Raw genomic sequence first — 14697 nt, forward strand, 5'->3', positions numbered from 1 at the left:
TGTGTGATGTTATTGCGCTCTTCAGCAAAAGAATCATAGAAAGCAGCATGCCAACTCGCATTGTCAGAACACTCTGGTCTGAAGGTGCTAATGTAGGTGGGGTCTGTTTGGGTGCGTTTTATTTCTGCCAAGATGATTTGATGATCACTTTTCAAACCCCTCAAATAGGATCTCCGTGAATAGTCATCTTTGAGTCGTTCTTCATCGCTAAGTAGGTCTGCAAACCTCACATGTTCTTTGAACGCATCCTCATGCTTCTTTTTTTCTTGTTCAAGCCGTGCGTATTCTTGCTCCAAGTGCTCTAACTCTTGTGGCTGTATCATTTCTTGGCCTTCTTTTGCCCTGTTGATACTAAACCCAATAGACTCAGCTTGGCGGTAAAGCTCCCAATACGCCTGCTTGTGTTCAAGTGCCCTTTGCATCCATGCCTCATAAAGTGGCTCTTCTCTCTCCAGTTCAACTCTTAAACGCGCCTCCTCCTCTACCAAAAAAGCGTTCATGGCTTTGATTTGTGCAATGTAGGATGCATTGCCATGTTCTTTCTCTATTTCTTGTCCCTCGCCTTTGTTGCCCGCTTTCTCTACACCAGATGCGCTTGGATGTTGGGCTTCTAATTCTTGCTGCGTCCTCTTTTCTAACCTCTCTTTAAATGCAGTAAAGAGCTCTGTGAGGGCATCTTTGGATTTTTCACTCTCTGTGAAGAACCTGTAAAATTCCATTTGACCCTCTTGGTAAAGACGAAGCACTCCATCCTTTTTGAATGTATCCTCAAAAGCGGTGCGTTGGTTCTGTGCATCTGAAGCTACAAAGTTTTGCACAAAGGTTGGGTTTTCTAGCATGTGGTTTAAAACACTCTCTAGGGCGGGATGGTAGAAAATCTGTGGTGCTATATTGGTCTCTTCACTTGCTAGAATGCCCTCTTTGCTCTCTAGCTTCTCTGGGGTGGTGTGTGTTGTGGTGTTGTGTGGTATTGCCATACTTTCTTGTGCATTGTTTTCAGATGTGAGATTGTGTGTTGCTGTAGCTTCTGCTTTGCTAGCAAATTGCTCAGACCTAGCCACAAAGGCACTCTTATAATTCTTGTCTGCACTGCATTTGGCAATCTCTTTCACAATCTCTCTACAATCCTCTTTAAGGGCTTGCAAGGTTTCTAATTTAGGATACTGCGCCTCTTTAGACAGCAAGATTTCTAAGCTCTTGACTTCTTGTTCTATCTTGTCTTGGTGTTCTTGTTCTCTTTGGATTGTTTTTTCTAGCTTTTCTAGGCTATTGTTGCACTTGCGCAAAAAGCTTTTAAAGTCTATGTCTTGAAAACTCCCGACATCTAGCAAGTGTTGCTTGTTTTTGGTATAGATTAGATTGTCAGGTTGGGTATAGAGATTAGAATCATCCGGGTGGCAGATGTAAAACTCTAGCCTGTTTTGGTAAGACATCGCCTTGAAAAGCAAGCCTCTATAGCCCATCACATCTATCTCCACTCCCTCATTTTCTATAGCATTTTGCACTAGAGACTTAAAGAGCTTTTCCATACGCTCCAAGTTTTGTTTGTTTGACTCCTCAGATTTCAAGAGATGAAAGACTTGTGTCTTGCTTGTTGTTGCTCCTAAAGCTAAAGCTCTGGGTTCTTGAAAACTCCCCTCATAAAGCTCAATGCTGACAGATTCTCTCTTGGGTTCTCTGCGCTCTATGAGGGCATTTAGAGTGTCTAACTGCTTTTTTGAGTGTTGTAATGCGCCCTTATTTCTTTGCAAACTTTCTTGTTTGAAGTGTTGTTCTTTTAAAAAAGCTTTGTAGAGATTTTCTTCTTTTCTAAGAATTTGTCTCAAGCGCACTTCTTGCACAATCAAGGGATTGCCGGTAGCTAGGGCTTTCATCTCTGAAGCATCGGCACTCCCCATTGTGATGTCTTCTAATTCTCTAAGACCTAGTTTATGGGCGCTTCTAAATTGCTCCAAGCTTTTGCTCTTGCTCTCTATGATCTGCCACATTCTGCTATCATAGGTCTGTTTTGTGGCGTATCTAAAGAGTTTGATGGCAAAGTGTTCAGGGTCTCTTTCAAACAAGACATTGCCCTGTCTGATAAGTCGTCCTTCCATTTGCAAGAGTTCATCAGGTCTCCAAGGACAATCTAAAAAATGCCCTGCTACTAGGCGTTCTTGCACATTCGTGCCCACTCCCATTTTGGCTGGACTGCCTAATAACACCCGGATTTCTCCGCTATTGACTTTTTTAAAGAGTTCTTGTTTTTGCGCTTCAGTTTTGGCATCGTGGATAAAGGCAATTTCAGATTGGGGGATGCCTAGTTTGACTAACCTTCTTAACACATCACTATAGACATCAAAGGAGGCGTTTTGGGCTATCTGTGTGTCTACATCTAAGGCTTTGGCTTGTTCTTCTGCTAATGCGTCTTGTAGTTCTGCTTGGCTAGGGGTGGTGGCTTGCCCTTGCTCATTGTATTCTGTCAGACTCTCTAAAAGCTCTTGCACGCCATCTTGGATATTTTCTTGCTCTTGGGTGTTGGCATCCTCTAATTGCACTCTCTGGCTATGCACTTTGGGGGTAGATAGACTAATGAAGACTAATTGTGTGCCCTTGTCCTTATCCCACTCTTTATATTGCTCATAGATTTGCACAGCCATTGCTTGGGCTTTACAATGCTTATCTTGCACTTTTGCATCTGGATCAATCAAACGATAATCTAGGGCTGCTTTTCTAGCGTCTGTGGTGCAAGCTAGGATATTATCTCCTCCCTTTTCTGGCTTTTTACCCTTGCATTTTTCCATCCGATCCACAATACTCCCTTCATTGAATTTACCCTCTTCATCTTGTATCCCAATGAAACGCGCCACATCCTCACTTCTAGGCACAACAATGTTGATGGGCTTGCCTCCCTCTATTTTGGGCACGAAGTGGGGATTAAATTTTTGAATGTCTGCATTGCTAATGACATCTGCAAAGCTTCGATACATCGTGCTAAGTTCTTGCACCCCATTGAATTTAGAAAAACGACTCACCACTTTATAATTTTGGGCGCTGGTGTCTAACTCTAAATCTGCTTGGATTTGCCCAAAGGTTTGTGCCCAGTCATCAAAGTTGTAGATGCCCTTGTCTTTGAGGGTCTCCGGCTGTAAATAGCGTTGCAAATGGTAAAGCTCTGCAATAGAATTAGCAATGGGCGTACCTGTTAAAAACATGATCTTAGCCCCTTTGCCGTGTAGGTATTGGGTCTTGACAAAGAGATCGCTAGCACGCCTTGAGCCTTGTTGATTGCCCAAACCTGCCACGCCTTGCATATTGGTGCTAAAGCCTAAGTTCTTAAACAAATGGGCTTCATCTACAATCAAGTTGTCAATGCCCATTTGGCTTATGTCTATGTGGCTTTTATTCTGTGTCAATAGTTTAGAATATTTGGCTCCTATGCGCTTGATAGCCTGTTCTTCAGCACGGACACTCATCACCGCTGATTTGTCTAACAATCCATTCTTGACCAGTTGTCTTAAATATTTATTACTACTACGTAAGGTTTCTTCTTCTTCAGCCCACATGTGCGTAATAGTTTGTTCAGGATTAGCCAAAAACTCTAACTGGCTATGGGCAATAATCACGGCATCGTATTGGTTGTTGGCAATCTGGTTATAGAGTTGTTCGCGTTGCTTAGGACTAAAGTCTTCACTCTCCACCACTAGGACATTAGCATCAGGGTAGGCTTTGTAAAACTCTTGCGCCCATTGCTTGGTTAAATGATTGGGCACAGCAATCAAGCTCTTGTTGACTAAGCCCATACGCTTTTGCTCCATACAACTCGCAATAGCCACTAAAGTCTTGCCTGCCCCCACTTGGTGATCCAAACACAGGGTGCGCTCTTGGATCGCTCTAAAAATGGCATTCTTTTGATGGGGTCTAAGTTCTATGTCTTGGTTAAAGCCTTCTAAATGCAAGTGCGATCCATCATAGCTTTTGAGCACATCGGTGTTGAAGGTGTCGTTATAGATTTGTTCTAAATGTGTGCGCCGTTCATAATCTGCATAAATCCACTCTTTAAAGGCTTCTTGGAGTTGTATAGCCCTTTCTTGGGCTAAGGCACTTTGCTCCTCATCCACCACCATTACAGGTTTGCCCTCTGCATCAACTTTGTTAGGATCGGGGTATTTGATTTCAAGGGGTGTGTTATTGAACACACATTCTAACAAACGCGCTCCGCTCAATTTCATTTTGCTAGGATTGTATTTATCCCTAATGCCTAAGAAGTCTAATTCTGTAGTGTCATTGACATGAAAGCCTCTAGGGTTTTTAGCCACATAGAGGCATTGCTTGATATAGTCCTCATAAAACACGCCCTCTCTACCCGATTGGCTATAATTCTCTCCGACTTGCTCTAAGAGAAATTGCTCATAGTATGTAGGTGGGATCCAGGGCGTGCCTAAATGCACGGATATGTCGATAGCCTTGATGTCTGCTGGGATGATGGCTTCTAGCTCTTTTAAATTCTCTGCTAAATCCTCCCTACCTGCCTCTATGGCTTGTTTGACCTCTTTGAATTTTTGCTTGACATTCCCACTCAAATAGTCAGTGGCTAGGACATAGCTAGGGTGTTCTAAATGGTTTTTAAAGATTAACTTTTGCTCTAAAAGTTCTTCAAGGGTGTTTTCTACACTCTGTGTTGTGAAGTGTTTGGCGATAAAGGCTAAATCCAATCCCCCCGTTTCACTCACGCTGGCAATCAGAGCTTCTTTAGCATTGGTGATAGCAAATGCTTTCTTGGGGCTTAGGGTGCGCTTAGAGAAAATATCTGCCTTTTGAGCACGGGGTTTTCTCACAGATAAGCCTTGAGCTTGAGCTTGGGCTTTGTTGATGCCCTTGTCAAATTCTCTCTCTAAGCCTAGAACCTTAGCCCCGTGCAAGTCATATTTGAGGTCTTTGCGGTTTTTGTTTTCATTTAGATAACCAAAGGTTTTTACAAAACCATTATAGAGAGTATTGAGCTTTTCTCTTTTGATTTCTAGTTCCCCATCAGTGCTCAAGGGGCTTAATTCCGCTTTGAGCAAGTCATTGAACGCATCTCTTAAAGGGATAAAAGCTTGGATACGCTTTTTTTGCATTTTTGTTTTGATTTGGGGGACTTGTTCTAAGAGGATAACAGGCAATGCCTCCAAATAGCTCTCATCTTCTCTCCCCGAGTTGTTCATAGCTTTGATCTTGTAAATTTCTCCTTCAAACTCTACATAATTGCCCACATTTAGGCTCTTGAAACTTTTGGCATATTGGGCAAATTTGTGGTGTGAGTGATCTAAAATCACAAGCCCTTGGGGATATTCTGTTTTTCTATACTTGTAGATGTCTTTGGGCAAAGTAGAGATGAGAGAAGAGATGGCTTGCTTTAAATCTAAAGAGGCTTGGGGAGTGTTGGTGAGCTCCAAACTTTTTTGGGCGATGCGCATTTGCACATCTCCCAAGATATGCTCAGGGTGTTTGGCAAAATACTCATTGAAGCAAAAACCTAAGATATCCTTTTTATTCCTTTCAAAGAAAGCGTGTATTTGTTCTTTTTGTGCCTCATTCCAGTCTGGGACCACTAACTCTGGCGTGCTGTTAGCCTTGCCAATCCCCAAGAATTCATCAATAGCCTTAGCTAGTCTGAGGTGCTCGTGAGCAGTAGTGCCCCTGATGTGCTCCGTGTGTGGAGTGAGCAAATCCAAGTCCAGCTTTTCGCCCACTCTGTAATAGGGGGCAGATTGTATAAACTCTTGGTGGAGCTCTGTATCTTTGCCCTTTTTGAAAAACACTAAATCCGTAGTAACCTCGGTGCCTGTGCCTTTAAACACATCATTGGGTAGTCTAATCGCCCCTAAGAAGCTGGCTTGCTTGGCGATGTGCTCACGCATCGTGCTATCTTTTGCGTCTAAAAAAGAACTAGAGATGACAAAGGCTAAAATGCCATCTTCTTTCAAATGTTTGAGAGCCTTACCCACAAAGTAGTTATGCACACTCGCGCCACTTAAGTCCTTGTCCCCATCATAAATCAAATTCTCCCCATAGGGGGGATTGCCAATGAAGGCATCAAAATCACGGGTGAAGTTGAATTTTTCAAACTTCTCGCGACAGATGTTTTGGAGTGGGTGGAGCATTTTAGTGATCCTAGCACTCACACTATTTGTTTCTGTGGCGCTGAAGTGGTAATTAGCATGCGGTGGGGCATAGCTTAGAAAATTCCCAATCCCCACACTGGGCTCAAAGATTTCTTTGGTATTACCATCCTTATTAAATCCAAAACGCTCTAAACTTTCATAGATGGCATCTACGATCATCTTAGGGGTGTAGTAGGCATCTAGGGTGGATGTGCGGGCTTGGTAGTAAGATGCGGGGTCTAAGATAGTTTGCAATTCCAAGAACTCTGGGCTCTCTTGGCTAGAATCAAAGAAAACACCCATAGAACCCCAGCCACTATACCGGCTTAGAATTTCTTGTTCTGTTTTAGTGGCTTTTCTGTGTTCTTGCCTTAGCTGTTCTAGAAGCTTGATGGCTGCTACATTGGCTTCATAGCGTCTTTTAGGGGTGGTGGGGGTGCGCTCCTCTTGGGTTTTAAAATCACTCTGAGGATTGCCCACTGCCTGTATGTTCGTGCTTGCTTCTTGTGTGTCCTCTGCATTGGCACTCTCAACTTCTGCTCCTCCTATTTCAGAGGTATTTAGTTCTGGTGTATCAATGCCTCCAGACTCATATTGGAGTGTGCCATCAATTCCTCGTCCTTGCCCAAGCACTCGCTGTAATTCCTCCCTGTGGTGGGGGGGTCTATGATCAAACAGTGATAGGGGTTGATTTGGGCTTGTTGGAGTATCTCCATATCTGTTATCCCCTCTGCGCGCTGAATCTGTGCCTGTGTCCGATCCAAGATCGCTAACTCCATCTTGGTTTGGTCGCGCACTATGTAGAACAGAATGTCTAGGTGTAGATGGTAGATCATGTGAGGAAACCAGCTCCTCCAGCGATCCAGCACCAGAAACTCGTAACCCTCCAGTTTCTCGTGATTGTATAACCACATCAGTTGCTCCCAGCGCTCCGGATTGGTCCTCTCTATCTTCTCTTTCAAGGTCTCCAACCTCAATGGGTGGATGTGCATGCGCTCTAATGGATAAATCCCCTTTGAGATTGCCTCCTGATAGAGTAGAAGGTCCTCGCGCTCCATCTGCACTTTCTGCCTCTCCTCTTGCTCGCGCTCCATCACCCTCTCTAAGCCTATTTGGATGCTCAACTTCAACTGATCCCCGTAATGCCCTGCGCTCTCCTTCATCCCCTCCTCCCCTAGACTCAAGAAGTATCCCCTCTCCTGTGAGCTCAATTCTTGAGCTAGTTTCTCCCACTTCTCCCACAATCCCTCCAACCATGGGTTGTCCTTGTCTATCCCCATACTGCTTTGTATCGCCTGCATAAACTCCTCTATGCTCGCTTCTTTCATGGTCTTCTCCTGTATGTGGTGGTGTGGATTGTATCGGGTTTTGAAGATTCTTGTCTAAATCATCTACAAGCTTGTATAGCCAATCTTTCAGTACATAGCTACCCATTTCATAGATATAGTACTTCGTAGATGAAGTGTGGATTTCTTGTGCCACATTTTCTAGGGGTCTGAGGTCTGCAACTAAAGCTGATTGCATATCAACATCCCAAGCAGAGGGTGTGGGGATGAAGGGGCGATTTTCATCATTGGCATCGCGCTCATAAAGCATGCCAGCTGTTCTAAGACCTTTGATCAAATAATCATTGAGTTCTTGAAGGGGTAACGCCCCAGTACCGACACTATCAGACACAAAAACTTCATTGCAGTTTTCTTCAAAGATTTGGGCTAAAATACTTTCCACTTCGCGCATGTGTTTGTAAAAATAGGGCTGTGTGATAGGGTTTATGCTCTCTTCTCCTACCTTACTAACCTTATAGTATACACGCTCATGCACTTCTAAGAGTTGTGCTCTTAAGTGTGCATCCTCAGAGAGAGATTTTCCCTGCTCTAAAGACACGCAAATCTCTTCTAGTTTTTCAGGGATGGTGTACACAGGCAGGTAGTAGGGGTTGCTAATGTAAAAACCATTGAGCAAATCATTGAGCTTTTGCTTTTGTTTTACCTTATCCCCCCTATAAAAGTTAGAGCCACGCATTAAGGCAAATTCAGCGGAGAAATATTCTCCATACAAGCTTACCATTTTCTCTTTGTCATAAGAAAAATCGGGCTCAATCTCTTCTAAGAGCTCCTGCCATGTCCAAAAATCTTGTTCTATATTTTCTTGCTCTGTACTGTCTGTTGCAGTATTCTCTAACTCGATACCTTCTTGAACGATGCTGTGTGCGCTACCCTCTACTGCCACATTTTTCTGTGTGGAGTTTTCGGACGTGGGATCGTTTATCTCTAATGCCTGCGCGCTACGCTCCTCTTGTTCTATGACATCAAGTCTTTTATCAGAGATTGGGGGTGTGGGGGGTTCTTGCTGGACTTCACTTTCAGCCGTGTGTTCCTGCTTGGATGTGAATTGCGCCATTAGTTGCTTCAGTTGCTCTAATTGTTCTAAGATGGCTGTATTTTGGGCTTGCAGGGTTTCTTGCTCTTTTCTATGTCGCTCCAAATCAGCCTCGCGTTCTGCTTGCAATCTTTGCACCTCTGCTTTTAAGGCACTCACTTCGGCTTGCAAAGTGCTCACCTCAGAAACGCGCTCTGGACTTTGTTGCTCCACTATGGGAGCTCTAGCCTGCATGTATTCTTGTAGTTGTGTGTAGTGTTCAGGTTTTAATTCATTTTGCAAATCAACAAGGCGCACCTGTGCGTTGTGTTCTTGTCTATGCAAACTTTGAGGATTAGGCTCTTTGAAGCGGTTGGCATCTAAGGTTTGAAACACCTCGACATTATAAAGGTCTGTGATGTTGAAAATGGGTTCTGCTAAAGACTTGCCCTCTTTATCTCTTGTCTGCAAATACGAAATGCTGACTTTTTCTATGTTCCCCCGTGGGTTTTGTCTGTTTCTGGTGTTTGCCTTGATATGGGCGATCTCTTGGGGGTCTGCACCTAATGAGAGTGCCCTGCTTAAAGACACCCATTGGTTTCTAGCATAACCACATTCAGCCATCTTAGCGTCCAAGGCTAAGGCATGCAAATCTGTATAAAAATTGCCCGTGCTAGGATTATAAGCTTTTTCTAGGCTCTGTGCTTTATGCAAAGAGAGGTGTTGGTGCTCTAAGTATGCTTGCAACTCCTGTGCCTTGAAATGGGCAAATGCGCTCTTTCTTTCTGCTAAAGACATCTCGTTCCATGCCATTCTTTAATCGCCTTTATTGGGTTTGATTGTCCAGTTCACGCGGCTTAACAACTTTCTATCTTTAAAGTAAAAATTAGCCTTGAGTTTTAGAGGGGTCGCCTTTTTGCCCGTAACTACAATGATCACTTCATCATCAGGGATATTTAAAATATCTTGAGGTGTGAGCAACTCTCTACCTTCTAAAGAATAAGAGCTTGTGCCTCCAAAAACAAGTTGTCCTTTCTCAGTAGAGGTGTTTTTGCTCAAACACGTGAATTGTCCCACCTCCTTAGAGATGATCTCGGCATCCTCGGCGCTATTCATTTTAAACACAATGTTGTAATGCACCACCCCCCTTAGGATTTTGAGCTCATCATCGCTGTAATACTTTCTAATCATCGCATAGTCTTGAGTGATGAATAGAGGCACAACATTGTAGCTACGACACAGAGCCGGCATTTCTAGCAAAAAGGGGAGCTTGCCAAATCTGACAAATTCATCCAAGATGAAATAGATACGCTCATCAGGCTTTTTGCTCTCTTCTAGTAATAAGTTTTTAGCAATACTCTCTAGCAGAGTTCTAATGAGGGGGGCAAGGGTGGCTATATCTGTTTGGGCGATCTTAATGTAGAGCGTGATGTTCTTTTTTCTAAAGTCCGTACAATCAAAGCTCATCTTAGAGGTGGCTTCTTTGACTTGTGGGCTTTTGAATACACTCACAAAGCGATTGAAAGTAGATTTGATGCTGGCAAATTCTTCTTCAGCTGCATTCGCCCAAGCTCTGGCATCGTTTCTAATGATTTCATCCAACACCCCCTCTGTGCGCTGCTCAGGTTCGGGCTCACTGGGATCATAGTTTCTAGGATCATTGACATCTGTGTATTTTTGGTCGCCCACTTGCAGATAAAAAAGTTGGGCGGGATTGGCATTGGGGTTCTGAATGGGATGACCTGCAGGATTGATCAGCAAATTACCTTCTTGATCGTGCTGGTAAAGCATTCTGTAGTATTTGCTCTGATGGTGGATCAAGGGTGCAAAGTCTTTATTGGGGCCCATTGCAACATCATAGAAACTTGATTCATTTTTGGTGCATAAGTCATAGAGGGCGTAGAAAGAGAACAGCTCTCTAGCCTTAGCCACCCAGTGATCTCTGTCCTCTTGCGCAAAGACATTATTGGCGACTTCTTGCACCAATCTAAGCTTAGAATCAAAGCTCATAGGTTCTACTAAGCGTTTATCAAAGGGATTGAAAAAGCAGGTGTTGTCTTCTCCAAAAGGATTGAATACCAAAATTTCATTATGCAACGCCTGTTGTCTATAGCCCGCGCTCAAGGAGCAGAGCTCACCTTTAATATCTGTAACAATGCAAGAAGTGGGCAAGCTTAACAAGTTAGGGATAGCAATAGCGGCTGTCTTACCCGCTCCGGGAGGGGCGACAATCATCGCCCCTAGGGGCTTGTCATAGCACACGCTCTTAGCAAAGGGAAAGCCAAATTTGCCCAAGATAAAGCCCTTGTTAAAGCACACGCCCAAAGGATGGATAGTCTTAAAGAAGCCTTTTTCAGAAAAGATTTTAAAACATTCTATATCCTTTACCCCTGCCCATTTGGCATAGCCGTGAGTCTTCTCTGAAATCTTGGGTATGAGCAAGTAGAGAGTGGCGATTAGGGGAGTGAGGGCTAAGAGGGCTGTACAATAGACCTCAAATTTCAAATCTAAGACACTTGCCCCGTGTTGTAAACCTAAGATAATGGAATGTGAAAAGACATAGGCATCTTTGAAACTGCGCAACTCATCAAAGGCATACCAATTAGATACGATGAAAAACAGCGGCATTCCCAACACACTTAAAAACAGGCTCATCCACACCGCAAATTGTTGTTTCATCGCTAATTCTTTGCTTTGGGTTTGTTGGGCACAAGGGCGCTACGATATTCCCCATAATTTTTCAAACTTCTTTTAAAAACACGCGCTTTTTCTTTCTCTCCAATGTCTGTATAGACTTGGCTTAAGAGCTCTAAAAGCAACTTTCTCAAGTGCCATATATCCTCATCCATCTTGGCTAGCAGATTAAAAGTCTGCTCCCAAAAAAGGGGTTCTAGTAGCTGACTCTTTTTCATAGCCATGTTGGCGTGGCGCATCATCTGATTCAAATTAGAGGCGTTGGCATTCATCTGCATATACAAATGCTCGTTAGGCTTAATACTCTTCACAATGCTTGTGAAATATGTTTGAGTAAGCTTTGGGGGAGTGCACTGAGACTTGCAATCAGCATTTAAAATCATCCTCTCAACAAGTGCTGTCAAACTCAAGTTTTTATGTCGAAGTCTTTGTTCTTGCAAGATGCATTTAGCTTTTTCACTGACATAGCACTGCACTCTTAATCCTGTGGCTCTCTTACTCTCTCTCATGTATAACCCTTGAGCTTGTCTAAGTCTTTTGTCCATACCACTTCTTGGATGTATCTTGTATTGCTAGTTCTGTCATAGTGAATCTGTACCACGACATCAATGGCACTCTTAAAGAAGTCTCGCACCACCTGCAACTCCATATCCACTTTATTCATTCTTAGATTAAGCGCAATAGCTTCTATGACCTGATGCACACTATTGGCGTGTAGGGTAGAGATCATCCCCTTATGTCCTGTGTTGCCAAATCTCAAAAACAACAAAGCATTTCTCGTATCAATCTCGCCCACCATCAATCTATCTGGAGACATCCGCATTGCCATATTCAAGGCATTTTCATAGGTGAAGTTTGCCTCTTCATTCTTGCCCACTAACAAGGACTTATGATTAGCAAACTCGCGCAAATCTAATTCTTGGCTATCCTCCACACTCAAAATCCTCGTCTCTCTAGGGATATAACTTATCAGGGCGTTTAAAAAACTCGTTTTACCTGAACCTGTACCTCCACTAATGAGCATATTGTGCCCTTCTAGGGCAATTTGCTTGAGCTCATCGTAGCTGAATTTGTCATCTCTAAGAGCAAACTCTTCTAAAGCAAACTTCTTATCGCTGGGCACACGGATATTAAGTGAAGGCTGATCGTCTGCACTGATGCTAAAGTGATTCACACTCACGCGGTAGCGTGTGAAAGGGATAGAAGTGTTGAGAGTGGGATGGATATAATTGAAGAACAAGTCTCTATAGCTAGCTAGCTGTTCTGCAAATCTAATCAGAAACTCCTTGCTAAAACTCTCATCTACTACTCTCTCGCGACTCCCATCTAGTCTATAAAGCCAGAGCTCTTGTTCTGTATTGCAGATAAGCTCTGTGATCCCACTCTCTAAATAAGGGAGAAAAGACTCAATGCAAGTCTTCAAATTCCTGTATTTAGCTAGTGGGCTTAAATCCAACATCTAAACCCTTTTCTTTTGCAAATTTTCTAGCTCATCGCACAATGCCTTTGCCCTGAGCAACTGCTTGCTGTGCTCTTTTTCATAAGTAAATTTAATGCTCTTTAACTCTTTTTCATAGGCAAGCGTGGTGCTCTTGATCTGAGCATTCAATTTTTCAATTTGGGCGCGCAGACGTTGCTCTTTGGCATCAATTTGTCCAAATTCACTCATGCGTTTTAAGAGTGCCTGTTCGTTAAGCTCAGCGGGCTTTTCAGAGGGCTTGAAAGAATCCTTGTGCGGATTGTCCTTTGTCTGATTTGCATGGTTTATGTTATTTGCATGGTTAGCATTGCTTGGGTTATTCATCGTATCTCCTTGTTGTATTAAAATAAATACGCATAATTGAAAGCCATAAAACTACTTCCCACTAAGGTGGTTTTAAAAGAAGAAAAGGCTTCATCGCCTTTAAATTTCCCACTCTTGAATCTGATCACCGAGTCCATGGAAGAGACATACCCAATCACACCGCCAAAGCGATAATCTAGGCTAAATTGGTGGTGGTTCAAATAGTAATGCAACCCAATAGTGGGATAAAAACCTTGATTGAAAATATTTTTGGGTTCAGTGAGTTGAAAAGTACTTATGCGTGTTCGCAAAGTTGCAATGCTGGCAAAGTACTCATACATTCTCCATCCAAGTCCTGCAGACAACCCTAAAGTATGGCGATGCTTGCCCATATGGGTGAAAAAATCAAAGATATATTTCACATCTAGCCCAAAGCTTAGAGGGGTATAAGTGGTAGCTAGACTTATGTCTCTTATAGATGTGCGTACAACACTAGGTGTGCCTCCATAGAGGTGCGTACTCACTTTAACCCCGTGCTTTTGGGTATTGCCAAAGTAGTGCTGGTAGCCCCCCACCACTCCCATGTTAAAATTAGCTCCCTTCACTCTGCCCTGATAGGACACTAGAGTATCTGTTTGTCCATCCTCTCTACTGAAATCTTGCCGAAAATCTGCCCCACTAATAGCCATCTCAGTGCCCAAGAACCAGCCGCTCTTGATCAACATGGCTCTTGCTTGTTCCAATGCCCTGAGCTTTTGTCTTTCTTTTTGAAATACACGCTTTTGCAAAGCCTGCGCGTCTGGCACAGGACTTTCTTGCAGTTTTGAAGCTGCCTTTACTTGTTCTGCTTCTTCTGCAGATTCTGCAGTATCAGGCATTTTGGCTAAAAAACCTGAAAAGTCATGGGCATGCAGACCCACTATCGCTGATGCTAAAATCATCCAAACTTTTTCTAGCATGTGCTACCTCCATCAATCAAGGAATTACCCAATCATTATAGTGCACACAACTATATTTGCTACTTGGAGTCTCACCCCAAGTACAATATCGAGCCTTGCTACTAGGCTTCCAAACATCTCCACTTGTGGAATATTCTAGGCATAAGTTTCCATTACCGGGGTGGTAGTATTGTTGTTTCCAACTGCTAAACTCCGGCGTGTTAATCACCTTTAGGACTTCTGCATTCAAGTTAAGTTTGTTAGACAGCATCACTAATTCAACATTATGGCGGTAGACATCATCCAAATTGCGTATATTAATATCCACACTAAGGGGGGTGCGTTTGAGCTCTTTTTTCGCTTTAGAGACATAGAAAAATTTATAAGTATTATATTGTGCATCGTCATCACCATCGTTTCTAGGGCGGGTATATACTTGTGTCGTGCCAGTATTGATAGTCTTATATTCCGTGGTCCATCTCGCTAAAGTCCTCAAATCGCCATTGTAGTAAGCCGTGTAGTCTTTTGATTTTTTCCAATTGTCATATCCATCATCGCAATAAGAGTATGAAGTTTTTTCGCGTTTTCCTAACACCCTTTCTTTAATTTCAAAGACTCGATACTCCGGCAAATCATGAGAACTATCTTTAGAAGTGTTCAGATCGTTAACTTCTTCATCCTTCATCGAGCTAGTGGTGTTAATCTTGGTATAGGGCTGCACGATTTTAGGTGTTTTACCTAAATCACCGCTATAATCACATCCCGTAACATTATAGTAGGAATTGGCGCTCGTGTCATA

General features: G+C 43.1%; 6 protein-coding genes and 1 pseudogene. All 7 read right to left on the bottom strand.

The genetic code is table 11. The features are described from left to right. Positions 1–9281 (bottom strand): SNF2-related protein (locus tag C6G87_RS06115; RefSeq protein ID WP_158653114.1); only part of this gene is annotated, 9281 nt, incomplete at its 3' end. Positions 9282–9299: 18 nt separating this feature from the next. Continuing rightward, entirely contained in the window at positions 9300–11162 is a 1863-nt protein-coding gene (locus tag C6G87_RS06120) for a type IV secretory system conjugative DNA transfer family protein (RefSeq protein ID WP_104752643.1), read from the bottom strand. 2 nt (positions 11163–11164) lie between these two features. After that, entirely contained in the window at positions 11165–11686 is a 522-nt protein-coding gene (locus C6G87_RS06125; RefSeq protein ID WP_104752644.1) for a hypothetical protein, read from the bottom strand. After that, positions 11683–12633: a CpaF/VirB11 family protein gene (locus C6G87_RS06130; protein ID WP_382262690.1), complete on the bottom strand. Its 951-nt coding sequence runs from the start codon at positions 12631–12633 to the stop codon at positions 11683–11685. Before C6G87_RS06130 ends, C6G87_RS06125 begins: the two co-directional genes overlap by 4 nt. A gap of 3 nt (positions 12634–12636) precedes the next feature. Further along, positions 12637–12981, bottom strand: coding sequence for a hypothetical protein (locus C6G87_RS06135; protein WP_104752646.1), 345 nt, complete (start codon positions 12979–12981; stop codon positions 12637–12639). Positions 12982–12998: 17 nt separating this feature from the next. After that, positions 12999–13919, bottom strand: coding sequence for a hypothetical protein (locus tag C6G87_RS06140; RefSeq protein ID WP_104752647.1), 921 nt, complete (start codon positions 13917–13919; stop codon positions 12999–13001). Positions 13920–13935: 16 nt separating this feature from the next. After that, a pseudogene (locus C6G87_RS06145) lies at positions 13936–14697 on the bottom strand (collagen-like protein); the annotation flags it as partial.

The sequence above is a fragment of the Helicobacter baculiformis genome (assembly GCF_900197685.1).
GTDB classification, from domain to species: domain Bacteria; phylum Campylobacterota; class Campylobacteria; order Campylobacterales; family Helicobacteraceae; genus Helicobacter; species Helicobacter baculiformis.